We start from the raw sequence: 23,951 nt of genomic DNA, 5'->3' as shown, positions 1-23,951 counted from the left end.
TGAACGTCCCTCATGAAGCGGCGTTCCAAAGGGCGACGTTCACGGCGCTTTTTCTCCGGTTCGACGCGGATCGTTAACCTGTGTGAAGCCGTTCGAAGCCGATCGCGATTAAGGTGACGGGCGCCCTCGATCGGAAGCGATATGTCTGAGCAGTCTCCCAGCCTTAGAAATTTCACCATCAACTTCGGCCCCCAGCACCCCGCCGCCCATGGCGTGCTGAGGCTCGTGCTCGAACTGGATGGCGAAATCGTCGCACGCGTCGATCCGCATATTGGTCTTTTGCATCGGGGCACCGAAAAGCTGATCGAGGCCAAGACCTATCTTCAGGCGATCCCTTATTTCGACCGGCTCGACTATGTCGCTCCCCTGACGCAGGAGCACGCGTTTTGCCTAGCGATCGAGAAACTGATCGGGCTTGAAGTTCCGCGGCGAGGGCAGCTGATCAGGGTGCTCTACCACGAGATCAGCCGCATCTTGTCTCATCTTTTGAACGTCACGACGCAAGCGATGGACGTCGGGGCCTTGACGCCACCTCTTTGGGGCTTCGAGGAGCGCGAGAAGCTCATGGTGTTCTACGAACGTGCGTCCGGCAGTCGGATGCATGCCAACTATTATCGTCCCGGCGGCGTGCACCAGGACCTTCCACCGAAACTGATCGACGATATCGAAGCCTGGTGCGATCCGTTCCTGCGCGTCGTCGACGATCTGGACCGGTTGCTCTCGCTCAACCGGATCTTCAAGGCCCGAAACGTGGATATAGGCCGGGTGACGCTCGATCAGGCCTGGGCCTGGGGCTTCTCCGGCGTGATGGTGCGGGGATCGGGCGCGGCCTGGGACTTGCGAAAGGCACAGCCCTACGACTGCTATGCCGAGATGGACTTCGACATCCCCGTCGGGAGGAACGGCGACTGCTACGACCGCTATCTCATTCGCATGGAGGAGATGCGGCAATCGGTGCGCATCATGAAGCAGTGCATCGAGAAGCTGAAATCTGCCGACGGCCAGGGCCCGGTGCTCGTGCAGGACAACAAGGTCGCGCCGCCGCGACGTGGCGAGATGAAGCGGTCCATGGAGGCGCTGATTCACCACTTCAAGCTATATACCGAGGGCTTCCACGTTCCCGCCGGCGAAATCTATGTCGCCGTCGAGGCTCCGAAGGGCGAGTTCGGAGTGTTCCTCGTCGCCGACGGGACCAACCGTCCCTACAAGTGCAAGATCAGGTCGCCTGGCTTCGCCCACCTGCAAGCGATGGACTTTCTGTGCAGGGGGCATTTGCTCGCGGACGTGTCGGCGATCCTGGGGTCGTTGGACATCGTCTTCGGCGAGGTCGATCGCTGACTGGAAAACCGCAAAGCAGATGCGGGCCAATACGCACTGCCAGCTGAGTTTGTATTCACTGGAGGATCAGCATGGATATCAAGGAAACCTCCGCTATGACCGAAGCGTCCGGCCTCGTGGACGATCAGGTCACCGCGCAGAACGGCTCGCACGCGCCGCACCGTGATACAAGAACAGGACTCGATACGCCTTCCCGTGCGGCCTCGGTGCAATTGGCCGACCAGCTGAGGAGCATGACCAGAGCAGCGCCGCTGCAAGCGGTCTTTGCGGCGTTTCTGTTGGGCGTTCTGGTGGCCCGGCGTCGCTAGACGTCGGCCAGGGCCGCCCCTTTCATCGGACGACCCCGGCCGTTGCACGAGAATCAGGCCAGCGCGTTCGTCACCGGCGGCTCGTTCATTTGTTCGACCTGTGCGCCACTATCCGGCCGCGCCGGTCCGAGCACAGGCTCCTCGCCCAAAGGCTCGAACCCGGCGCGGAAGCTGAACGATCCCTGGCCGTCGAGCGAAGGACCTTCGCAGTAGCGCCCCGGCTGCAGCGGCGCGGCGTTGCGTTCGGTGCCCATGAACATGTAGCTGAACTCGGTCGCCTCCTTGCTGCGGTCGAAGCTGTTCGGAATCGGCAGGGCGGCGTCCGCGCCCATCTCCTCGATCACCGCGAGCCATTGCTGTTGATGCATGGTATCGCGCGCAATCAGATAGCTCAGCATGTCCTGCATGCCGGGATCGCTCGTGGAGTTGAAGAGACGCACGGCGAGGGTCCGGCCGGTGGATTCGGCCGCGACGTTGCAATACATGTCGGCGGCCAGATTTCCGCTGGCATAGACATGCGAACAATCGAAGGGGACGCCGTCGCAATTGGCAGGGAAGGCAGCCATGCCGGTCGAGAGCAGATGCCGGTGCAGCATGCCCTCGATCACATGCCGCGGCCGCTCGCCGCCGTTCATCACCGCGCCGACGACCGGGTTGGCTTGCAGGCTGGTCTCCTGCATCGTTGCCGGCGCATTCTCCAGGTTCAATGCGACCGCGGTCGCGAGCATCTCGATGTGGCTGATCTCTTCGGTCGCGGTATTGAGCAGGACGTCGCGATATTTGGCCGGCCCCCGCGCGCCCCAGGCCTGGAAGAAATATTGAAGGCAGACGCGGATCTCGCCTTCGACGCCGCCGATGGCTTGCTGCAGCTGGCGGGCGAAGATCGGATCGGGCTTCTCGACCCTGACCGGATATTGCAGTCGTTTGTCGAAGTAGTACATGCGCAGCTCCTTTTGTGTTCACGCTATTGCGCAATGAGTGCTGCCGGGTTGCGTTCCTATGGAGTTTCTAGCGACTGCTTTGAAAACCTTTAAATTGCGACGTGAACGCGATGCGGCCCCGGCGAGGAGAGGATCTCGCCGGAGCCGCTCTCATGCGCGCAACAGCAAGGAGCGCGCTTTAAGAAAGTTGCGAACCGCGAGCCGTTAGCGGCGCGGCATGGTGCCGTTGGACGGTGGGGTCGTCTCGTTGCGCATGCCGGAAGGACTGGAGGCACCTTGTCCGCCCCGTTCGACATGGGTGATGCCGCCGCCACCGGAGCCGCCGGCTCCGCCTGAGCCGGCTCCCGCACCGCCAGCGCCAGCTCCAGCACCGCCGCCTGCGCCGCCGGCACCAGCGCCAGCGCCGCCGCCAGCGCCGCCTCCGGCGCCACCCGCACCACCACCGGCGCCGCCTGCGCCACCACCAGCGCCGCCGCCAGCACCTTGCGCGAACGCTGCGCCAACTGAAGCGCCTGCAAGCATCGTGGCCATGAAGATCGTCAGGATTGTCTTACGCATCTTTCTTCTCCTTGAGGTTTCGATGTCGGACCAATCATGTGAAGCATCCACCGTTCCTAGCCGTGCAGCGTGATCAAGCTCTGTCCTCGACGACTCCGCGTCGATATTGCGAAGGCACGGCAACTTCGTCGAACCGTTCGGCGAGAGCATCGAGAGCCGCGCGCATCTGCGGCCCCTGCATGGCCGCGCCGTGCCCGGTGACGACGATCTCTGGAGCGAGCGCGGCAAGTGCGCGCACTGATCTCTTAGCGCTTTCCCAATCGGGGGTGAAATACATCGGGGGCCCGTGCATCTCCGGCGTTTGCGTCACCGCGGCGTAAACGGATTCCTGCCGCGTCGTAATGAAGGCGTCGCCGGCGATCAGCACGCGATCGCGTTCGCGCCAGAGCGAGATATGCCCTGGAGTATGGCCGGGCGTATGGATCCACTGCCATTCCGGCATGAAGGGTACGCTATGATCAAAGGGAAGATCATAGAGGCGCGATCCGACGTTCACCGGCCTGGTCGGAAATAGCGGAGAGAGCCGAGCGAGCAGCCCGCCACCGACATTGGGATCGGCCGGCGGATAGGATCGGCTTCCATCAAGATAGGGATGCTCGGCGGCATGGGCATAAACCGGCACCTCCCATTCACTTGCCAGCGTTTCGAGCACGCCGACGTGATCGAAGTGCCCATGCGTCATGATGATGCAGGCGGGCCGGCCGTTTCCTCCGAATCTGGCCTTGGCGGCCGAGCGGATGGCGCCAGCCGATCCGGGGATGCCGGCGTCCACCAGCACCCAATTGCCGTCGCCGGCGTTCTCGAATCCGACGAAGATGACGTTGACGATCGCAAGCTGACGATAGGCCACGTCAGCGACGATCTGCCGCGTGTTGTCATTGCGGTCGAGGTCGGATTGTGGGTGCTCCGCGTCGGCGGAAGAGGGAAGCGAGATCTGCGTCATGTTCATTCGAGTCCGATTTTGTCAGCTCACTAGCGCTCGATCGTGCCGATGCGCCGTATCTTCTTCTGGAGCAGCATCACGCCGTACAACAGCGCCTCCGCGGTCGGCGGGCAGCCGGGCACGTAGATGTCGACGGGCACGACACGATCGCAACCGCGCACGACCGAGTAGGAATAGTGATAGTAGCCGCCCCCGTTGGCGCACGACCCCATCGAGATAACGTAGCGCGGCTCGGGCATCTGATCGTAAATCTTCCGAAATGCCGGCGCCATTTTGTTGGTGAGCGTGCCGGCGACGATGATCACGTCGGATTGGCGTGGCGATGCGCGCGGGGCGAAGCCGAAGCGTTCGGCGTCATAGCGCGGCATCGACATCTGCATCATCTCGACCGCGCAGCAGGCGAGCCCGAACGTCATCCACATCAACGATCCGGTTCGGGCCCAGGTGATCAGCTCCTCCGCGGTCGCCGTGAAGAAGCCCTTGTCTGCAAGATCGTCGCGGATGCTCGTGAAGAACGGATCGGACGTGTTGTCCGGCTGTCCCTCACCCGGCCGGCCAAGTCCGGGCCTGCCAAGTCCAGGCCTACCAAGCGAAGCGCCTGAGTTGCTGACGTACGGAGAGCTGTCTGTCATTCTTGTCCCTGAGCGCTGCGGCCGCTTGCCGATGCGACCACGCTCGGGAAAACCGTCGGTTGTATGCGGCGTTCCTGCGGCGGTAGGGGGATTTGTGTTCTGTTATCGCAGGTTAGCTTCGGGTCCGGTGACCGGAACCGGCCCTCGCCTCCCGGATCAGCCCTAGGAACGATCAACCGAAATTGCGGTTGGCGGCAACAAGGCCCGTGAAATGGAGAACATGAGATGACGAACGCAGCCCGCGATACATTCGTGGTTGGATTACGCAATGCGCATGCGATGGAAGTGCAAGCGCGAGAGTTGATGGAACGTCAGTCGGAACGACTGGACGAATATCCCGAGGTCAAAGCCAAGGTCGCCGCCCACCTTCAGGAGACCAACGCGCAGCTGAAGCGACTGGAGAGATGCCTGGAAGCCTGCGGGGAGAGTACCTCCAGCCTCAAGGATACGACGCAATCCATGATGGCGAACATGCAAGCCATGGCACACTCGGTTGCCGGCGACGAGATCCTGAAGAACACGTTCGCCAACAATGCCTTCGAGAATTTCGAGATCGCGGCCTACAAGTCTTTGCTCGCCCTCTGCGGCGCCGCTGGGTTCGCGGAGGCCAAGGAGCCTCTTGAGACGTCGCTGAAGGAGGAGCAGCGCATGGCCGCCTGGATCGACTCAAACGTCGAGAAGGTGACAATGGAATATCTGGCGCATCAGCGCCAAGCAGCCTGATCGTACGTCACACCACCAGGGCGAGACCGGCGGCTTCGGCCGCTGGGTCCGCCTGCCCTCTCAAACCATCTCATCCGCGTTTTGGTGTCATGGCGCACATCATTTTCAGCGACTACCGCAGTCCTGCTGCCGAACAGGCCTATGAGATCGCATGGGACTTTCTCGCCCGCAGCGGGGCGATCCACGATGAGTTCGACGCGTGCGTATTTCTGGCCCAGCGCATCACCATGATGGTCGAGGAAGGCCAGGAAAACCGGATCCGGATGGCCAATCGCGCGATCTCCGAATACCAGTACCATCTCGAGAACTTCTGCAAGCCGGCCCGTGGCGCGGCTGCTTCGCGGGCCTGAGAGCTCACGCGGGTTCGTGGGCTCTTTCTGCCGTTTACTGCCGATCGGCGATCGTCAGCTGTCCGCGCGCCCCGGTACGTCCGGCCCTGCGCGGTGCAATTGCCGGAACAAGAGCCGGCGCTTCCCCGGCCATGCGCATGGCGAAATAGGCGATGGTCGCCCGAAGACCATCCTTGAGCGCCACGCGCGGGCGCCACCCTAACGCCTTCACGGCCGTGTCAATGACGGGCTTGCGCCGCTTCGGATCGTCTTTCGGCAGCTCCTCGAACCGGAGCGGGGAGGCTGATTCCGTATACGCCAGCACGTCGCGCGCGATCGCCTCGATGGTAACCTCGTGCGGATTACCCAGATTGCAGGGTCCGGTGACCGACGATGGACTCTCCATGAGCAGCTGGAGGCCGCGCACGAGATCGTCGACGAAGCAGAAGCTCCTGGTCTGCGTACCACCTCCATAGATCGTGATCGGCTCTCCGCGAAGGGCCTGCACGATGAAGTTGGAGACCACGCGCCCGTCGTTCTCCAGCATCCGGGGTCCGTAGGTGTTGAAGATGCGCGCGACCTTGATTTCGACGCCGTACATGCGATGGTAATCGAACATCAGCGTTTCCGCGGCCCGCTTGCCCTCGTCGTAGCAGGCCCGGGGCCCGATCGGGTTGACGTTGCCGAGATAGGATTCCGGCTGGGGATGCACCTCCGGATCGCCGTAGACCTCGCTGGTCGATGCCTGCAGCACCCGGGCGCCTTTCCGCTGGGCGAGCTCCAGCATGTTGATGGTGCCGAGCACGCACGTCTTCATCGTGCCGACCGGATCCTTCTGGTAATGACGGGGCGACGCCGGGCAGGCGAGGCTGTAGATCCGGTCGATGTCGCCCTCGATCTCGACGGGATCCCGCACGTCGTGCTCGATGAAGCGAAAATTCGGATGATTGAGCAGCGGCCGGATGTTGTCGATCCTTCCCGTAAACAGGTTGTCGAGGCAGATCACGGTGTGGCCGCGCTGCAAAAGCGCGTCGCAAAGGTGGGATCCGATGAACCCGGCGCCGCCGGCCACCAGAACAGTGGGGGAGCGGCGGGACGCGTTGATGCGGGTCTGAACTGTCATTGTGCTGCCTTTCAGATTTGAGCGACCTGCATGGGACGCGAGGCGGGAAGTTGCGGGGGTTTCCGGCGACGACGGACCGATGCCTCGGCGTAGTAGGTCTCCACTTGCCGGGCCCGATGGTCGGAGGTGTGGTCGGCCAGAACGCGGCGCCGTGCGTTTTCCGCGATCGTGCGCCTTTGCTCCTCGGGCAGGTCGCGCAGGATCTCCACGACGTCGCGGGGGCTCGATGCGAGCAGGATTTCCCGGGAAGGCTCGAAGACGGTCTCGATTCCAGGCCACCGGTCCGAGATCACGGGCGTGCCGCACGCGGCCGCTTCGAACAGCCGAACGCTTGGCGAGAAGCCGAGCGCGCGCATGTCGGCGCGGGTGGCGTTCAGCGTAAAGCGTTGCCCTGCGTAAAAGCCCGGATGATGTTTGGGTGCAAGATGCTCGATCCGGGCGACATTGGCGGGCCAGACCACCTCATCGGGATATTGCGCGCCGGCGACGACGAATTGCTCGCGTGACAGAGTGCGAGCGGGGGCGAGCAGCAACTGCTCCAGAACCGGCTGCCGGTCCTCGCTGTAGGTTCCGAGATAGCCCAGTGCCCACTTCTTCTCCGCGCGTTGTGGTGCGTAGATGTCGGTGTCGGCACTGCAATACAGCACCCGAGCCAGCGGACTGCCATAGTTCTCCTCGATCATGCCGGGCACCGGGCCGCCGGCAAAGGACAAATAGAGGTCGAAGCGCGGGATCATCGCCGCGGACAGGTAGTCCAGGCCCTGGTCGAGCTTGGCGAGCGTGACCGGCGTGTCGATGTCGTAGAAGGCGGTAATCCCCCGGGTATGGGTCGTGATCCATTCAGAGATCGCGATGCCGTCGGGCACGTAGGAGCCGATGACCACCAGATCGGCGTCCCGGATCATCTTGCCGAAGCGCTGCGGGATGTCCTTCAAGGATTGATAAAGCTCGACGGTCCAAGCGGAAGGTTTGGCAAGATCACGATGCTCGCGATACCACGGGACGTCGCGTTCCAGAAACGTGACCTGGTGACCTCGTCGTGCAAGGGCTTCGATCAGGGCGCGGTAGGTCGTGGCATGACCGTTGCCCCAGGACGAAGTAACCGAAAGACCGACGACGACGATGGTGAGGTTCATTCTGCTGCCTCGATTCGCGAACTGCTTGCGGCAAAGAGATCGTTGAACTGGCGCGCGCGCTGCCGGTAAGTGTGATGGCTCAGAATGCGCGCACGAGCGCGCGCTGCGATCGCCTGAGCCCGGTCGGGGCGCAGTGCGGAAAGATGCTCTGCGACCTCCGCCCCGCTCGCGGCCACCAGCACCTCGCGATCTGGCTCGAGAAAATGATCGATGCCGTCCCACTGGTCGGTGATCAGGCAGGCGCCGGCACCAATAGCTTCGAACACGCGTGTTGGCGGCGAGAAGCCGTAGCGTGCCATGCTGTCGCGATTGACGTTCAGCGTGGCCAGACCGGAGCCGAAGAACGCGTTGTGGTCGCCTGTTCCGACATGCCCGACCTTATGCAGATTGGCTGGCGTGTCTTTGGAGTCCCACCCCGATCCACCGAGCACGAACGTCTTGTCAGGCAATTGGCGTGCGACGTCGAGAAAGAACCGCTCGACGCGCTGCTCGCGATCAGGGAGGCGGTTTGCCAGTAAGCTCAGATCGCACGTGAAGCGCGCATTGGGCGGGGCCGGAAAGTGCGTGGCGGGATCGAGCGCATTATAGATCGGCACGCAGTGCCGCGCGCCGATGCCGCGATAGGCGGATACGACGGCATCGCCGCCACCATAGGTCAAAACCATGTCGTAGAACCGGATCGCATGGCGCAGATGATGGTCTGGCTTGTCCGCCACCGACTCCAGCGTCGCGGGGGCGTCGACGTCCCAGTAGATGCGCATTGCATTCGATGGAATTTCAGCGACCGCGTTCTCCAGCTCCTGATCGAAGACGCCGACGCCGCTGGCCTTGACCAGCATGTCGGCCGAGCGGGCCGCTTCCTCAAGCGAGCTTCGCCAGCCGTCAGGCGTCGCGGCGTAGACCACCACCTTCGCCCAGTCCGGATCGTCGATGTCGCGATGGGCCTGGCGCTCGAAGGCATCGGGCTCGAAGAATGTGACGTCGTGGCCGAGGGCCGCAATCTCCTTCAGCATGCCGCGGTAATAGGTGGCGGCACCGTTCCAGTAGGATGAGACGAGGCTGGATCCGAAGAAGCAGATCTTCATGCGGAGGCTCCGATGTATCGCAGGGGCTGTGTGGAGTGGCCTGTGGCCCGGAGCTCCTGCGCGATGCCGACAAGCTGCTCCGCCCGATGACGGCAGGTGTGACGCTCCTTGATCGTGCGGAGCCCGGTCTCCACCGTGGCGGACCATAACTCTCGGTCATCGAGCAGCGCACGAAGCGCCCGCTTCATTTCGGTGCCGTCGGAAGCGCTGAGATAGGCACCTTCCGGGAACAGGCCTTCCGCATCTGACCAGGGGGCCGAGACCAGCGGAATGCCGCACGCCATCGCTTCGAAGACGCGAATGGTCGGAATGCCCGGGAGCAAGCGGACATAGGGGCCGCGGGGAACGTGAACAGTCGCGCGTGCGCCGGCGAAAGCAATGGGAGCCCAGTGTGCGGGCAGCCAGCCGCCATATCGAATGCCTGCCGCCTGAATGGTCGCAAGCGCCGCGTCCGAATAGCGGACGCCATAGACCCCCGCGCGCAGCTTCAGCTCGGCCACGGGTTCGACCAGAAATTCGTTGAGCTCGGCACTGCGTTCGCCGTCGCCCCAATTGCCGATCCAGACAACATCGTCGGTGCGCTCGATATGCGACAGCGGATGATACAGGGCGATGTCGGCCGCCTCGTGCCAGGTGAAGGCCCGGTCGGCCCAGCCGAGCTTCAGATAGATTTGGCGAAGCACCTCGCCGAAGGCGAGCACACCGTCGAATCCGTCGAGGTCGAACTGCGCAAGTTCGTCCGGTGCGCTGACGGCGCGATGATGGGTATCGTGGAACAGCAGCGTGAACGGAGCGCCGTGAGCCCGTCTCGATCCGATGTCCGCGATCAGATCAGGCGAATTCCATTCGTGGACGACGACGAGATCGGCGCCGTGCAGCGCCTCATCGAGATCAAGGGAGGCGTCGTAACGGCGGATGCCGATTCCGGGAAACAGCGCTGGAATATCCTCCATCGTCTGACTGCCGCCCTCTTTGATCGCATTCAATCGGCTCCAGCCGTCGATTGGCTCGAACACGACAACCTCGTGACCGAGCGCGTGAAGTTCGCGGGCGTAGCCACGCAGGAAATGGGCATTGCCGTTGTTCCAGCAGGAGGTGAACGCGTGGTAGAACAGAACGCATTTCATGCGCGTACCTCCATGGGGGCGGGCGCGTGATGGACCGCAAGCAGCTCCTCGTAGAGGCTGAGATAGGCGCTCGTGGTTCGGCCCAGCGAGTAGGTCAGGGAATGCTCAAAGGCGGCACGTTGCAGCCGCACCCGCTCGCGATCGTCGGTGCACAGACCTGCGAGCGCTCGATGCAGCGCCTTGCTGTCGGTCGGATCGACGAACAACGCGGCCCCGCTCCACAATTCCCTGAAAGTTGGAATGTCGGACAGGACGAGGGCGCATCCCGCCGCCGCGGCTTCCAGAACGGAGAGGCCGAACGGCTCATAGAGCGCGGGGCTGGCGAAGATGGCAGCGTGCTGCAAGTGCGCGCGCATGGCGTCGTGAGACAACTGCCCGAGCCAGGTGACGGAAGCCGAAGGGCACTCGTCCGCCGGCCCGGCGACCCGAACGGGCCAGTCCAGCCCAGGCGCCGCCGCCGCCAGGACCTCGATGTTCTTGGCGCGGTCCCAGAGCCGGCCCGCCGCAAAGATCACGTCTTGCTTCCGCCCCGCGAGGCCCTGAGGGCCAATTCCATTCCAGATCACGATGCCGCGCGAGCGAGGCCGATAGATTTCCGCAATGTCATCGTGGAAGGACTGGCTGGGACAAACCCAGGCCTCTGCGGTGTCGAGTGCGGCGATCACCCGTTCGGTATAGCCGCGCCATTTCGGTTCACCGAGCCAGTTCGTATCGTGGCAAGCGAGCCCCCAGGAGTTGACGCAGGAATGCGCGACGACCACCACCGGAGCGCGCCAGGCGAAGGTCGCCTCGCGAAAACTATTGAGGTGAACGACGTCAGGCCCGATTCTGGCTTCGAGCTTCGCAAGGACGCGCCTGGCCTGGGACAGATCTTGTCCTTCCGGATCCTGCCATTCGAGTGCAAGGTCCGTTTCGATCAGGTGGACCCGCGAGCCACGCAGCATCTCAAGCTGGCCAGACTGCGCGCGGGGGCCCATCGTCACCAGGGTGACGTTGGCGCCCTTCGCAGCAAGGGACGAAGCCAGAGATGACGAGTAGGTCCAGACTCCCCCGACGGTATCGGTCGTCATCAGGATCGTGAACTGCGTGCTGCGGCTCATGACGCCACCTGCAGTTCGAGAGTCTCGAGCGGCACCGGGCGATCGTTCTGCACGTCGCTGAACTGGTCGAACATCGCGAGATAGTGCCGGTGTGCGCGCTCCCAGGCGAAATCGTCGGGCTCGCCCCACAGCTTTCGATAATCCGGCGAGCCCGGATAGGGATACAGCGGGACCGGATCGTTGGCCCAGATGCCGGCATCCTGCATGGTGTGGCGCCAGCGCTGCACGATGGGGTCATCGTCCTCGGGAACTTCGATCAAATTGGCCTGCACGAAAGGAACGTGACGGCGCGCTTCGACCAGCCGTTCGGCAAGCTGGTCGGTCGTCATCTTGCAGTTCTTGGCGAGCGCGGCGCGGCCCTCGACGGTCAGGCTCTCGATGCCGGCTTCAATCGAGACGCAGCCGGCGCGGCCGAGCAGCGCGAGCATGTCCGGCTTCCAGAGGTCGATGCGGGTCTGCACCCCGAACTTCAGCCCGCGTGTGGTCAGCCCTTCCAGCAGTTCCGAGTTCGGCAGGAAAATCTCGTCGATGAAATAGACATATTCGATGCCCCGATGACGCAGGCCGTCGATCTCTTCGAGAACGATGGAGGCAGGTCGCTTGCGGTAGGCGTTGCGGAAGTTCTCCTTGGCGCAGAACGTGCAGTTGTACGGACACCCCCTGGACGCCTCGACCTCGGCGCCCGGCGCCTGCGGCTCGGCTTCGAAACGGTGGTGGTGATGGTGGTGCCGCCGGATCATCTCCTCCGGCCAGTCAAGCGGCGGCTGATCCTTGAATGCGACCGCCTGCGGGCCGCCATTGACACGAAGCGATGCGCCATCGACGAAGCACAGGCCCGGAAAGTCCCGCTCACCATTAGCAAGACGCAACAAGGAAGCCTCGCACTCGCCCATCACGACGATGTCGGTGCCGAGCTTTCGAAGCGCCGCTTTTGGCACGGTCGAGCCATGGGGGCCCACCGCGACGAGGAACGGAGCCAAGTCGCGCACTGCCCTCGCAAGCTCCTGCGGAACGCGGAGCTCGGGAGGGGCACAGCGCCAGAACAGATAGGTCGGTGCCGTCGTGATGACGATCTGGTCGGGGCCGAACGCGCGCAGCTCGGCTTCGATATCGGCGAGGGAAAGATCGAACATGTGGGCGTCGAGCAGCAGTGTCTTGTGCCCGGCCGCCTTCAAATAATGCTCGGAGATCCCGAGTTCGAGCGGAAGGTGAGGGGATCGGCAGCCGAAATAGATGCTGCCGCCAAAATCCCAGTTTGGATTGATGAGGGCAACACGCGTCATGCCAACGCCTCGCGGTTGCCTTGTGACGATCCGAACCGGCTGTCCAGCCAGGTGTGAAGGGATCGGAGGCCGTCTGCGAACGAAATCTGAGGCGCCCAGCCGAGCGCGCTGGAGAGGGCGCGCGTGTCGGTCACGTACCAGGGCTGATCCCCCGGCCTCCAATCGGCAAAGCGATAGGCCACCTTGCGGCCGGTCAGATCGGTGATGCGGTCGATCAATTCCAGCAGACTGATCGCGTTGGCCGGACCGCCGCCGAGATTGAATACGCGTCCACGGGCGAGCGCGATGCCATCCAGCACGGCGAGCCAGGCCGAGGCCGCGTCGGAGACGTGAAGCGCATCGCGGACCTGATGGCCGTCGCCATAGATCGTCAGCTCTTTGCTGCGGATGGCGCTGAGCAGGAAATGCGCGATCCAGCCCTGATCCTCGGTGCCGAATTGACGGGGCCCATAGATGCAGCTCATGCGCATCACCACGGTCTGCAGGCCGTAGACCCGCGCATAGTCGTGAACGTATTGATCCGCCGTTCCCTTGGAGCATCCATAGGGGCTGTAGAAGTCGAGCGGCGCATTTTCCGAGATGCCGGCGGCGAGCAGGCCGCTTGTCGGCGTATAGCGGCGGCCGGTGAGCGCGATGTCGCCATCGTCGATCAGGCGTCCGTAGACCTTGTTGGTCGAGGCGAACACGATCGGCGCGGTGTTGTTGTGGAGGCGAACGGCTTCGAGCACGTTCAATGTGCCACGCGCGTTGATCTCGAAATCAGCGGCGGGATCGCTCACGCTGTCGGTGACGGCGACCTGGGCGGCCAAATGCAGCACGGCGCGGGCTTCGCGTACGGCGTCGATCACCGGGATCGGCTCGCGAATGTCGGCCACAATGATTGTGACGCTGTCGCCATGCCGTGACTTCAGCCACTGCGCATTCTCCCGCACGCCGGCGCGGGCGAGGTTATCCAGGATCAGCACCGGCTCGCCGCGCTCCGCGAGGCGGTCGGCGAGGTTGCAGCCGATAAACCCGCAGCCGCCGGTGATCAGGACGGGTCTGTTGTCTCGTTCACTCATCACGCGACCAATCCTCGTTGCTGCAGCTCCTTGGTGGCCCGCTCCGCCTGATCGTCAGCGATCTGGTCGGCGAGATATTCCGCCAGCTCTTCGAGCCCATCCCTGAATGCGACGCGAGGCTCGAAGCCGAGCACGTCGCGGGATTTTCCCATGTCGGCGAAGCAGTGCCGGATATCCCCGGCGCGATACTTCCGCGTCAGCTCGGGCGCAATGTCGCGGCGCCCCATGACTTCGGCCAGATCCTCCGCGACCGACAGAATGGTGCGACTCTGGCCGGAGCCGACGTTGAAGACGTCCTGCGCGTGCTCCGCCTCCAGCGCCATCCGGCAGGCGCGGGCGACGTCATGGACATGGACGAAATCGCGGCGTTGCCGGCCGTCCTCGAAGACGAGGGGAGGGCGGCCGTTGAGCAGCCGGGCGGCAAAGATGGCCAGCACGCCGGTATACGGATTGGACAGGGCCTGACGGGGTCCGAACGCATTGAAGAAGCGTAGCGCCACCGTCGGGATACCATAGGCCTTTCCCGTGATCAGGCACATGCGCTCCTGCGCATATTTGTTGAGCGCATAGATCGAGCTCAGCGAAGGCTGCTTTGTCTCCGGCGTGGGGACAGGATCGAGCGGGTTGCCGGCGGCATCGCGCAGCTCCCAATCGCCGCGGCGAAGCTGCTCGACCGCCCGCTCCTCGCAGGCGACCACGCTCTGATCGGCGCTCCGGTAAAGGCCTTCGCCGTAAATGCTCATGGACGAGGCCACCACGAGCCGCGCGACCGGGCGCTTGGACAGTGTCTGCAACAGCACGGCGGTGCCGAGCTCGTTGGTCCTGACATAAGGTTCGATGTCGTACATGCTCTGGCCGACGCCGACTGCTGATGCGAGATGCAGCACCATGTCGGTGCCGCGCAACGCATGATCGACCGCGAGGGCGTCGGTGACGTCACCGACGATGAGCTCCGCGTCTTTGGCAAGGTAAGCGGGGCGCTGGCGGTTGCCTCCGTGGACTTGCGGCGAGAGATTGTCGAGCAGGCGGACTTCATAGCCGGCCGCCAGCAGCGCGTCGGCTGTATGCGACCCGATGAATCCCGCACCTCCAGTGATCAATACTCGCGTCATTCACCGCTCCGTGCCGCCGTGAGATCGATCCTGCGGGATCAATCCGTGATGAGAATGAAAGCGCGCTGCTATTCTGGTCGGGCGACCGGCGCGCCAGTCACATTTGGAATTAGAAGCGATGCAAGGAATGTTCGTTCCTGCGAAACCTACAAACGAATATTTCTCTAACCTGGATCAATAACCCAGGTGAATCTGCCGGGTGCAGCGGGGCTAAAAACGCACGCCGTGAACCGGCGCCTGCAGTTCGAGATGGCTCGCAACCGTCGCGCCGATGTCCGCAAATCCGGCGCGCTTGCCGATCGGAGAAGTTGACCGCGCGCTCCACGCCAAAATCGGCACTTGTTCCCGCGTATGATCGGTACCGCTCCAGGTCGGGTCGCAACCATGGTCGGCCGTGATGATCAGGAAATCATCGTCGCACAGGCGGTTCAGCAGATCCGGAACGCGTGCATCGAAGATTTCGAGTGCCGCTGCATAGCCCGCGACATCTCGCCGATGGCCGTACAGCGTGTCGAAATCGATGAAGTTGGCAAACAACATCCCGCCCTCTGCGAGAGAGGCCAGCCCATCGAGCGTGGCATCGAACAGCGCCTGGTTGCCGTCGCCGCGCAGGTTCCTCCCGGTCGCGCGATGGGCGAAGATGTCGTCGATCTTGCCGATCGTGACGATGTCACGGCCTGCGCTGTCGGCAAGATCGAGGATCGTCCGCTCCGGCGGCGGGACGGAAAAGTCCTTCCTGTGCGATGTTCGCTTGAAGTCGACTGCCGACGTGCCGATGAAGGGACGTGCGATGACGCGCCCGATGTTGAGAGGATCGACCAGTCGGCGGGCAACGCGGCAGACCTCATAGAGGCGTTCGAGTCCGAACGTCTCCTCGTGCGCTGCGATCTGGAACACGCTGTCGGCCGACGTATAGCAGATCGGTTCGCCCGTTCTGATGTGACGCTCGCCGAATTCGGCGATGATCTCGGTGCCGGAGGCGTGACAGTTCCCGAGGATGCCTGGCAATCCAGTCTGTTCGCACAGGCTCTCCATCAGATCGCGCGGGAAGCACGGCTTGGCTCTTGGAAAATAGCCCCAGTCGAACGGCACCGGCACGCCGGCGATCTCCCAATGGCCGGATGGCGTGTCCTTGCCTTTGGAGATCTCGCTCGCGCAGCCAAATCGCGCGTGCTCAGGACGGCCATCGAGCCCCGGCGGCACGCGTCCGGTGGCGAGACGGCAAGCCTCGCCAAGTCCGAGCGCAACCAGATTGGGAAGCCGAAGCGGTCCCTCCCGGCTGGGTCCGTCGGCAGTGCCGGCCATGCACATGTCAGCAATGTGGCCGACGGTATCGGCACCCTCGTCGCCGTAATTGATGGCATCGGGGGCGGCGCCGATCCCGACGGAGTCCATCACCAGGATCAGGGCACGCATGTCGGCTCCGAGATGGCTGGGCGGGAAGACGCTGCGGACGGCGCGAGTCCGGTTTTCGCGCAATAGCGTTCGACCATCTGTGCGCAGAAATCCGCGAACTCGTTGACGTCGAGGGGCGGGCTGGTGTGATGAGGCTCGATACCCCGATGTTCCGGAGTGAAGCAGAAGGTCACGCTGACCTGAAACTCGGCCAGCGCGTCCATCTGCCGATCGAACCAGGCGAGCGCGTTGGGACGGAAGCTGTCGGCCCAGGACAGGCCGGTCCTGAGATGTTGCACGCCGAGCCGGCGCATCCAGCGCACGGCGTCATCGAGGCGGTGGTCCTCGAAGTGAAACCACTGGCACAGGCCCATCGCAGGTGCATATTGGCTGAACAGGCCCGCGGCAGCTTTTGGCGTGCCGTCCTCGCGCAGCAGCCCCATGTGGAAGTGCCGATAGTACGACGAGCCTTCAGCTTCCTTGTGCCGCGTGGTTGCCTCCCAGCTCGAAGGAAGATCGTAGAGGCTGTACCAGTGAATTCGCGGCGCCCGGCCGATCAACAACTCCGCCGTTCGGGTCAGTCCCCAGGCCTGCACCTCCTCGGCACCGAAGGACGAGACTCCCACCTCGCTCACCCAGACCGGCAGCGAGGTGACCGCCTTGATCTCGTCGATCTTGGCCGGCCATTCCGCGATCTGCCACAGGTTCCAGTCCAGCGGAAAGCCGTGCACGGCCACGGCATCGACATGATCGAGCACGCCGCGCGCCTGCATGTTGCGCAGGAAGGACGGATCGATTGGCGACATGCCGCCAAGCACACGCGGGAGTGTGGGATGCGCGCTGCGGATCGCCTTTCCGGCAGCGAGCGCCAGGCTCGCGAACATGGTCCAATCCGGATCGATCAGGATGTCCCAGTGCGACTTGTTGTTGGGCTCGTTCCAGATCTTGGCGGCTTCGATCATCGGCCGGTCTCCCGCGACGGATAGACCGGACCTTCCGCCTGCGGCCTTGTCACCCGCTTGCAGAGATAGACTTCCTCTTCCGGATGCGCCGCGATCGCAAAGCCGGCGCTGCGCAGCATGGCTTCGGCGCAGGCGCGGTTCGGCACCCACCAATTGGTGGGGTCGTCGGCATATTTGTTCTCGATGAAGTGCAGCTTTGGATAGCCCGGGGAATCGAACTGATCGGTGGTCCAGAAGTCGTAGTTTTTGTCGAGGGAATCCACGCGGCTGTCGCCGCGCTGCATCGATTGGAACAGCAGGAGATCGCCAGCCACGTGCTCGTGGATCAGGTCGAGTGCCAGCAGAGGGTGCCGCAGATGATAGAGCACGCCCATGAAGATCACGAGATCGAATTTTTCGCGCAGCTGTCCGACATCATAGGCTGACATCTTGCGGAATTCGATCCTGAGCCCGTTCACCTCAGCCGCGAAGCGCGCTTGCGCGAGATATTCGTCGTCAGTGTCCAGGCCGAGGACGCGCTCGGCGCCGCGTCGCTTCATCTCCATGGCGTAGAAACCGGCATTGCAGCCGATATCGAGCACGGTCTTGCCTTCGAGGCGGTCCGGGATGATCCCGGAAAAGCGGCGCCATTTCACGTTGGGATAGTCGCCGAGAAAGTGTGAAGGCGCGGTCGGCACGCCGTTCAGGTCCAGATTGTGAAACCATGGTCCGAGCGCATCGACGCGCTGGCGGATTTCCTCGCGGGAGAGGGCACCTCTGCTCATGCGGTCACTCCATTGTTCATTGCCTGGGCCGGGCGGGCTGCCTCCGGCGAACCGCCGGCCAGCAGTCGAGAGCGTCCGTTCCCGGCGGAGCTTTCCGCGAGCAACGCCATTGCCGTCCGATAGCCGTCGATGGTGCCGACGTCGACATAGGATTCGCCAGCCTTGACGCCGAGACCCTGGCCGCCGGCCGCGATGTAGGCATTGACGAGCGTCCCGAAATATTCATCCCGGCGCTCGCGCTTCGTCCACAGCGACTGGAGCTCGCGAAACCCGTTGCCGGACATCTTGAAGGCGCCCCATATCCATTTCGACGCCGCATCCGGCTGCTTGACCTGGATCTCCGTGACGCGATCGCCGTCGAGCACGACGGCATCGAAGAACTCAGGGTGTTCGACCGGAAACAGCAGAAACGACAGGTCAGCGGCCGGCAACGCCTGCAGGGCCGCCTTTGGGAACCACACGGTATCCGGAAGTCCGACCAGGATGTCTTCGTCGTGGCCAACGACCGTGCCCGCCCTGAACACGGCATCGCACAGCCCCGACGCATCGGGCTGCACGACATAGGCGAGCTGGGCGCTGCCATAATGATCACCGAAATATTCGAGGATGTCCGATTTGCCGGGGGAGATCACGAAGCAGATCTTGTCGGCCCCCCCAAGGATCAGCCGCTCCAGCAGATATTCGGAGACGGCGCACGGACGATCGATGCCGTCGTCCCGTTGGCTTCCGACCGGAAGCAACTCCTTGGAGAAGGCGAGCGGCTGGATGCGGCTGCCGCGGCCCGCGGCCGGAACGATGCCCCACATGATCAGGCCTCCTCGGGTTGCTGTCGGCGTGCGCCGAGGGATGCCGTCTGCTCGAGCAGCGAAATCAGTTCGGCTGCGCGCTTGTCGGATGTGTGCTGATCCATGGTCCGTTCATATGCGCGCCCGGCGATGTGCTGAAGCTCGGCGTCGGCCATCGTCAACGCGGCAAGCGTGTCCTTCGCATCGCGTGCGATCAGGATCTCCTGCCCGGGTACAAAGAATTCATCGAGTCCCGGCCAGTCGTCGCTGAGCAGCGGGGCCTTGCAGGCAGCGGCTTCGAACAGGCGGCCGGAGGGGCACCAGCCCATCTCCGCCATGGCCCGGCGCGTGACGTTAAGTGTCAGCCGGGACGACGCAAAGAACGACGCGTGCTCAGACGGCGGCAGGTGCTGCACGAAGTAGATGTTTGGCGACCAGGGAAAATCTTCCGGGTACTGTGCACCCCCGATCAGGAAGCGCCGATCCTGCCTGCTGCGTGCGGGTTCGACGAACAGAGCCTCGAGCGCGCGCTGGCGATCCTGCGAATATGTGCCGAGATAGGACAGATCCGCACGGTAATGCGGCTGCGACGGCACTGGCCGATGGATGTCCGTATCGACATGGCCGTAGAGCGGGCGGACATTGCAAGCGCCGAGCCTGTCGCGAAATTCGTTGCAGATGCGGGAACCGCCGGTGAAGCTCAGCACCAGTGCGAAATCCCGCAGGCCGCGCGGCCCGATATAGGGAACGGCCTCGCCAGCCATGAGCTTCGCCAGCGTGACCGGTGTATCGAGATCGTAGAACACGGGCACCGCACGATCCTCGGACAGGACGAGCTCCGTCGCGGCGATCGCATCGGGACAATAGGAGGTCACGATCGCGACATCCGCATCACGAATGTCGCTGCGCGCCAAAGGAAGCACATCGTCCCAGCTCGAAAACAGTCGCAATTGCCCACCGGGCAGTTCGTGCAAATCCCGCGCGCCGGCGTAATAGGGCACGTCGCGCTCGAAAAAGACGACGCTGTGTCCGGCTCGCGCGAGATGCTTGCAAAGCCCCCGCCACAAGGTGGCGTGACCGTTGCCCCAGGACGAGGAAATTGTCAGGCCAAAAATGACGATCTTCACGCTGGCACCCGCTGATTGATCCCAGTGATCTTGAGTCCGCGATTGTCCGCGCTGAGGGTGCTGACGCTGCCGGGGTCGATCTCGATCGAGAGGAAGTCGTCGAGCTCTTTCCGGGAATAATGCAGCAGGGCCGCGCGGATCGGTTCTGCATGGCTGACGGCGACGACGACGGTGCCGCTACCATGATCATTGCGCAGCTGCTCCAGATGGGCGACGACGCGCTTCTGGAGCGACCGCATGCTTTCGCCGCCCGGCGGACGGTTCGTTCCGCGTTGTTCGTTCCAGCGCGACCATCGAGGGTCTCGGGCGAGCGCCTCGAACGACAATCCGGTCCATTCGCCGTAGTCGAGCTCGTCGAGTGCCGGCACGATCTCGACCGGCAAGCCGAAGCGCGCCGCGAGGATGCAGGCCGACTGCATGCAGCGCCGCTGCGGGCTCGACTGAACCATGCTCGGCGGCGTGAAGGTATCGGCGCATCGCGCAACTTCCTCGCAGCCGAGATCATCGAGCTCTACGCCCTTCATCCGGCCACAGAGCGTGCGGCCGAGCAGGGCATGATGCCCATGGCGGATCAGATGAATGATCTTCGCCATCAGGTGTACGCCTTGTCGTCGATGAAGGCGCGCGTTCGCCGTCCGGCTTCCTCGTCGGTGAACTGCTGAGGCGGCGACTTCATGAAATAGCTCGAGGGGCCCGTCAGCGCGCCGGCCTGCCCGCGGTCCATGGCAAGCTTGGCGCAGCGGACCGCATCGATCACGACGCCCGCCGAGTTCGGGGAGTCCCAGACCTCGAGCTTGACTTCCGCGCTCAAGGGAACACCGCCGAACGTCGTGCCCTCCAGGCGGATAAAGGCCAGCTTGCGGTCGGTCAGCCACGGCACATGGTCGCTCGGGCCGACATGGATATTGTCGGCATCCATGGGCACGTCGAACTGGCTGGTCACGGCCTGGGTTTTGGAGATCTTCTTTGATGTCAGCCGCTCGCGCTCGAGCATGTTCTTGAAATCGGTGTTGCCGCCGACATTGAGCTGGTAGGTTCTGTCCAGCCGCACGCCGCGTTCGCGGAAGAGATTGGCGAGCACACGGTGCAGAATGGTGGCGCCGACCTGGCTTTTGATGTCGTCGCCGACGATCGGCAGGCCTGCATCCTCGAAACGCCGCCGCCAGTCGGGATTTGAGGCAATGAAGACCGGGATGCAATTGACGTAGCCGCAGCCGGCCTCGATCGCGCGCGCGGCGTAAAATTCGCTCGCGCGCTGCGAGCCCACGGGAAGGTAGGACACAAGCACGTCCGTGCGCGATGTCGCGAGCACTTCGGAGACGTCGGCTTCCGGGACATCCGCGATCGGGACGTCGTCCTTGAGATAGTGGCCGACGCCGTCTATGACCGGGCCGCGTTGGACCATGACGCCGGTGGGTGCGACGTCGGAGAAGCGGTGCGTATTGTTCGGCGCTGCGAAGATCGCCTCGGCCACGTCGCGTCCGACCTTGCCAGCATGGACGTCGAAGGCCGACGCGACCTGAATGTCGCTGATGTGGTAGCCGCCGAGATCGGCGTTCATCAGCCCAGGCACCGGCTCATTCGATTTGGCGTCCCGGTAATAGGACAGCCCCTGAACGAAGGAGCTCGCACAATTGCCGACACCGACGATGCCGACGCGCACACGCCGCCTGTCCTGAAGACGAGAATGCATGGATCGAGGCCCTCCGGAAGACGTGCAGCGTTGAGGCATGCAGTGTTGAAGACTTGCAGTGTTGACGTAAGTACGTCGGCGAACGTGAGGAACGTATGTTCGTTCCTGAAGTCACGACACTATGTCCACCTCACGTCGGATTTCGGCCGAAAAAATTGCGCGCGCTTAACCTGGGATAGAATCCCGGGCAGGTTGGCGGGAACGAAACGCTTCCATGATGAAGATGAAGAAGATGATGCTTTGAGAGAGTCCAGCCTGCAAAAGAACAAATCCTCGCGTCCGGCGTTCACGGCGAAACAGTCTGACGCGACGACCTAACCGTCGCTTGCTCTTTGTCAGAAATCGAGGTGTCACATGTCATCCAAATCACAAACCAGCGAAGCCCAGCAGACCACCAGCCATGACGTGATCCGGAAATGGGCGGAGGAGCGCGGCGGAAAGCCCGCGACGGTCAAGGCTACCGAGGAGGACGGACACGCCGGCATCCTGCGCATCGATTTCGATCCGCCCGACGAAGGGCTCGACCGGATCAGCTGGGACGAATTCTTCGCCAAGTTCGACGAGGCCGGCATTGCGTTCCTTCACCAGGACCGCACCAAGGACGGAAAGCCGAGCCGCTTTCACAAATTCGTGCGGCGCTAGTTGGATCACCACGTGTCGGGCAGCTGGACGGAGGCGATGCGGGCAGGCGAGTTCGAACGCGCCTGGGCGATCAGCGACCGCGATCTGGCAATGCTTGCGTATCCACCCAAGCATACCGGGCCTCGTCACCTCCAGCGCATCTGGCGCGGCGAGGAGCTGAGGGGCAAGGATGTACTGGTCCGCTGTTACCACGGGCTCGGCGACACCATCCAGTTCCTGCGCTTCATGCGGCCGCTTCGTGGCGTCGCGCGCCGCGTCACGGTCTGGTGCCAGAGCGAGCTTCGGCCGCTGGTTGAGCGAGCGGCCGGCGTCGATCGGGCCTTTGCGCTCCACGACGGTGCACCTGACGTCGACTTCGAGGTCGATATCGAGATTATGGAGGTGCCGCATGCCATAAGGGCGAGGCGGGAGCACGTCGAAATGCGCGCACCTTACGTTTCGCTGCCGCCGATGGTCGAGCTACCACTGCCACAAAGTCTTGCCATCGGCCTGGTTTGGGAAGTCGGCAACTGGGACAAGCGAAGGACCATCCCGCCGTCCCTACTAAGGCAACTTGCCGTTCCCGGCGTGACGCTCTGCTCACTGCAACGCGGGGCCCGGACGCGCGAACTGGCCGAGATCGGCGCGAAGGACGTCAGTACGCCCGACACTACGGTTCTCGGTCATCTCCTCCAGCGGCTCGATCTGCTCATTTGCGTCGACACCATGGTGGCTCATCTCGCGGGAGCACTCGGCTGTGACGCGTGGGTCTTGTTGCATGCGGATTGCGACTGGCGCTGGCCGTCATCCGAGTCCCATTCCCTTTGGTATCCGAGCCTGCGGCTGTTTCATCAGAGGACATCAGGCAATTGGGATAGCGTCCTTGGAGAGGTGCGGGAGGCCCTGATTGCACGCTCCGCAATCCGCCAAGGTGTCGTCCGAAACGGGCTCAAGCCAGCGCAAGGTCGGCCGTAAGTGGCCTGAGACGCGAGGACGACGCATCGTCGCGGCTGGACGGAATGCCCAGGTAAGTCGGATCGAATCTTGCGAGCCGTACGAGGCCCGGCCAGTCCGTGATCATTACCGTCTTACCCTGCCATTGCAGGAGGTTGCATCGTCGCAGTTCCTGAATCGTGCGGTTGGCGTGGACTGGGGAGATGCTGCATGCTGCCGCAAGGTCCGATTGGGTAAAGGGTGACGGCAGCCTGAGATCTCTCGCCAAGCCGACGCTTTGCAGGCGGGTAGTGATCTCGCACAGCAGATGCGCCACGCGTGTCAATGCATCACGGCTACCCAGGTTCACTGTCCAGTTGCGCTGAATGGCGTGGCTGGTGAGCAGCATCAGCAGCAATGCGCGAGCCATAGCGGGCGAACGCGCCGACAAATCGTGGAAGAAACGGTGTGGCACGAGAGCGACGATGGCGGGGCCAAGTGCGATCAGGTTGCCGTCAACGCGAGGACGATAAAGCGTGTGTAGATCGGCGATGTCTCCGGGAACATGGATTGACGTGATCTGCCCGTCTGCACTCTCTGCATCCTGCCACGACAGGTATCCCTGAAGGAGCAGACAGCACTGAGTGGCATCATCGCCATGCCGCAAAACGGCCTGACGCGAACCGAGATGCGCGATTGTGCTTGCCATGTCCGCGAGCAGGTGGAGATCGTCGGCCGTTACGGGAGTGAGGCTCGCCAACCGGTCGGCGAGCTTGGAGAACGCAAATCCTGCCTGCATTGGTCGCCTAACAACTCAGAACCCGTCTCCAATCTGATCGATGAGAACGATAGAGCGCATTAAACTTTGATAG

The 23,951-nt window shown here is 63.2% G+C and carries 26 protein-coding genes; 6 read left to right on the top strand and 20 right to left on the bottom strand.

Annotated elements, in window-relative coordinates; genetic code table 11:
* The first annotated feature begins 141 nt into the window (after positions 1-141).
* Both AC0L3U_RS08100 and AC0L3U_RS08095 read left to right on the top strand, forming a co-directional pair.
* Positions 142-1,338 carry an NADH-quinone oxidoreductase subunit D gene (locus AC0L3U_RS08100; protein WP_473361332.1) on the top strand — a complete coding sequence of 399 codons (1,197 nt, stop codon included), beginning with the start codon at positions 142-144 and terminating at the stop codon, positions 1,336-1,338.
* 71 nt (positions 1,339-1,409) lie between these two features.
* Complete coding sequence (locus AC0L3U_RS08095; RefSeq protein ID WP_473361331.1) at positions 1,410-1,646, top strand: hypothetical protein; 237 nt, start codon at positions 1,410-1,412, stop codon at positions 1,644-1,646.
* 53 nt (positions 1,647-1,699) lie between these two features.
* On the opposite strand, the gene AC0L3U_RS08090 is transcribed toward AC0L3U_RS08095, so the two are convergent.
* The 4 genes from AC0L3U_RS08090 to AC0L3U_RS08075 form a co-directional block, all read right to left on the bottom strand.
* Entirely contained in the window at positions 1,700-2,587 is an 888-nt protein-coding gene (locus AC0L3U_RS08090; RefSeq protein ID WP_027566451.1) for a manganese catalase family protein, read from the bottom strand.
* A gap of 204 nt (positions 2,588-2,791) precedes the next feature.
* The gene (locus tag AC0L3U_RS08085; protein WP_456768726.1) at positions 2,792-3,145 is read right to left on the bottom strand and encodes a hypothetical protein; all 354 of its coding nucleotides are present in this window, start codon (positions 3,143-3,145) and stop codon (positions 2,792-2,794) included.
* Positions 3,146-3,218: 73 nt separating this feature from the next.
* A complete protein-coding gene (locus AC0L3U_RS08080; protein WP_473349229.1) occupies positions 3,219-4,088 on the bottom strand; it encodes an MBL fold metallo-hydrolase in 870 nt (289 codons plus the stop codon).
* Positions 4,089-4,117: 29 nt separating this feature from the next.
* Positions 4,118-4,720, bottom strand: coding sequence for a NuoB/complex I 20 kDa subunit family protein (locus AC0L3U_RS08075; protein WP_473361330.1), 603 nt, complete (start codon positions 4,718-4,720; stop codon positions 4,118-4,120).
* 225 nt (positions 4,721-4,945) lie between these two features.
* On the opposite strand from AC0L3U_RS08075, the gene AC0L3U_RS08070 reads away from it, so the two are divergent.
* Together AC0L3U_RS08070 and AC0L3U_RS08065 are read left to right on the top strand one after the other, a co-directional pair.
* Positions 4,946-5,443, top strand: coding sequence for a ferritin-like domain-containing protein (locus AC0L3U_RS08070; protein WP_473361329.1), 498 nt, complete (start codon positions 4,946-4,948; stop codon positions 5,441-5,443).
* Positions 5,444-5,532: 89 nt separating this feature from the next.
* Entirely contained in the window at positions 5,533-5,793 is a 261-nt protein-coding gene (locus AC0L3U_RS08065) for a hypothetical protein (protein WP_473361328.1), read from the top strand.
* Between the two features lie 34 nt (positions 5,794-5,827).
* On the opposite strand, the gene AC0L3U_RS08060 is transcribed toward AC0L3U_RS08065, so the two are convergent.
* The 15 genes from AC0L3U_RS08060 to AC0L3U_RS07990 form a co-directional block, all read right to left on the bottom strand.
* On the bottom strand, positions 5,828-6,895 hold the full coding sequence (locus tag AC0L3U_RS08060; protein ID WP_473349233.1) for a UDP-glucuronic acid decarboxylase family protein: 1,068 nt from the start codon (positions 6,893-6,895) through the stop codon (positions 5,828-5,830).
* A gap of 11 nt (positions 6,896-6,906) precedes the next feature.
* Positions 6,907-8,031, bottom strand: a complete 1,125-nt coding sequence (locus AC0L3U_RS08055; protein WP_473361327.1) for a CgeB family protein — start codon at positions 8,029-8,031, stop codon at positions 6,907-6,909.
* Positions 8,028-9,116 (bottom strand): CgeB family protein, encoded by a 1,089-nt coding sequence (locus AC0L3U_RS08050; RefSeq protein ID WP_473361326.1) that lies wholly within the window; start codon positions 9,114-9,116, stop codon positions 8,028-8,030. Before AC0L3U_RS08050 ends, AC0L3U_RS08055 begins: the two co-directional genes overlap by 4 nt.
* On the bottom strand, positions 9,113-10,243 hold the full coding sequence (locus AC0L3U_RS08045; RefSeq protein ID WP_473293747.1) for a CgeB family protein: 1,131 nt from the start codon (positions 10,241-10,243) through the stop codon (positions 9,113-9,115). The genes AC0L3U_RS08050 and AC0L3U_RS08045 overlap by 4 nt, the downstream gene beginning before the upstream one ends.
* A complete protein-coding gene (locus tag AC0L3U_RS08040) occupies positions 10,240-11,343 on the bottom strand; it encodes a glycosyltransferase family 4 protein (protein WP_473361325.1) in 1,104 nt (367 codons plus the stop codon). The genes AC0L3U_RS08045 and AC0L3U_RS08040 overlap by 4 nt, the downstream gene beginning before the upstream one ends.
* Entirely contained in the window at positions 11,340-12,626 is a 1,287-nt protein-coding gene (locus tag AC0L3U_RS08035; RefSeq protein ID WP_473361324.1) for a TIGR04295 family B12-binding domain-containing radical SAM protein, read from the bottom strand. Before AC0L3U_RS08035 ends, AC0L3U_RS08040 begins: the two co-directional genes overlap by 4 nt.
* Complete coding sequence (locus AC0L3U_RS08030) at positions 12,623-13,687, bottom strand: GDP-mannose 4,6-dehydratase (protein ID WP_473361323.1); 1,065 nt, start codon at positions 13,685-13,687, stop codon at positions 12,623-12,625. Before AC0L3U_RS08030 ends, AC0L3U_RS08035 begins: the two co-directional genes overlap by 4 nt.
* Entirely contained in the window at positions 13,687-14,799 is a 1,113-nt protein-coding gene (locus AC0L3U_RS08025; protein ID WP_473361322.1) for an NAD-dependent epimerase/dehydratase family protein, read from the bottom strand. Before AC0L3U_RS08025 ends, AC0L3U_RS08030 begins: the two co-directional genes overlap by 1 nt.
* A gap of 210 nt (positions 14,800-15,009) precedes the next feature.
* Positions 15,010-16,215: a phosphopentomutase gene (locus AC0L3U_RS08020; RefSeq protein WP_473361321.1), complete on the bottom strand. Its 1,206-nt coding sequence runs from the start codon at positions 16,213-16,215 to the stop codon at positions 15,010-15,012.
* Positions 16,203-17,156, bottom strand: coding sequence for a glycoside hydrolase 5 family protein (locus AC0L3U_RS08015; protein WP_473361320.1), 954 nt, complete (start codon positions 17,154-17,156; stop codon positions 16,203-16,205). Before AC0L3U_RS08015 ends, AC0L3U_RS08020 begins: the two co-directional genes overlap by 13 nt.
* Positions 17,153-17,920 carry a TIGR04290 family methyltransferase gene (locus AC0L3U_RS08010; RefSeq protein WP_085348979.1) on the bottom strand — a complete coding sequence of 256 codons (768 nt, stop codon included), beginning with the start codon at positions 17,918-17,920 and terminating at the stop codon, positions 17,153-17,155. Before AC0L3U_RS08010 ends, AC0L3U_RS08015 begins: the two co-directional genes overlap by 4 nt.
* Positions 17,917-18,726 carry a nucleotidyltransferase family protein gene (locus tag AC0L3U_RS08005; RefSeq protein WP_473361319.1) on the bottom strand — a complete coding sequence of 270 codons (810 nt, stop codon included), beginning with the start codon at positions 18,724-18,726 and terminating at the stop codon, positions 17,917-17,919. Before AC0L3U_RS08005 ends, AC0L3U_RS08010 begins: the two co-directional genes overlap by 4 nt.
* Positions 18,727-18,728: 2 nt before the next feature.
* The gene (locus AC0L3U_RS08000) at positions 18,729-19,832 is read right to left on the bottom strand and encodes a CgeB family protein (protein ID WP_473361318.1); all 1,104 of its coding nucleotides are present in this window, start codon (positions 19,830-19,832) and stop codon (positions 18,729-18,731) included.
* Positions 19,829-20,425 carry a histidine phosphatase family protein gene (locus tag AC0L3U_RS07995; protein ID WP_473361317.1) on the bottom strand — a complete coding sequence of 199 codons (597 nt, stop codon included), beginning with the start codon at positions 20,423-20,425 and terminating at the stop codon, positions 19,829-19,831. Before AC0L3U_RS07995 ends, AC0L3U_RS08000 begins: the two co-directional genes overlap by 4 nt.
* Positions 20,425-21,525 carry an inositol-3-phosphate synthase gene (locus AC0L3U_RS07990; RefSeq protein WP_473361316.1) on the bottom strand — a complete coding sequence of 367 codons (1,101 nt, stop codon included), beginning with the start codon at positions 21,523-21,525 and terminating at the stop codon, positions 20,425-20,427. Before AC0L3U_RS07990 ends, AC0L3U_RS07995 begins: the two co-directional genes overlap by 1 nt.
* Before the next feature lie 354 nt (positions 21,526-21,879).
* Here AC0L3U_RS07990 and AC0L3U_RS07985 point away from each other — a divergent pair, with 354 nt between their 5' ends.
* Together AC0L3U_RS07985 and AC0L3U_RS07980 are read left to right on the top strand one after the other, a co-directional pair.
* A complete protein-coding gene (locus AC0L3U_RS07985; protein WP_473361315.1) occupies positions 21,880-22,167 on the top strand; it encodes a hypothetical protein in 288 nt (95 codons plus the stop codon).
* A 12-nt stretch (positions 22,168-22,179) separates the two neighbouring features.
* On the top strand, positions 22,180-23,121 hold the full coding sequence (locus tag AC0L3U_RS07980) for a glycosyltransferase family protein (RefSeq protein WP_473361314.1): 942 nt from the start codon (positions 22,180-22,182) through the stop codon (positions 23,119-23,121).
* Here the strand turns inward: AC0L3U_RS07980 and AC0L3U_RS07975 are convergent.
* Positions 23,096-23,878, bottom strand: a complete 783-nt coding sequence (locus AC0L3U_RS07975; RefSeq protein WP_473361313.1) for a Crp/Fnr family transcriptional regulator — start codon at positions 23,876-23,878, stop codon at positions 23,096-23,098. The genes AC0L3U_RS07980 and AC0L3U_RS07975 overlap by 26 nt on opposite strands.
* Positions 23,879-23,951: the final 73 nt, after the last annotated feature.

Source organism: Bradyrhizobium sp. Kon69, assembly GCF_055807515.1.
The sequence above is the reverse complement of the archived record's forward strand: the minus strand, read 5'-3'. Positions and strand labels throughout refer to the sequence as shown.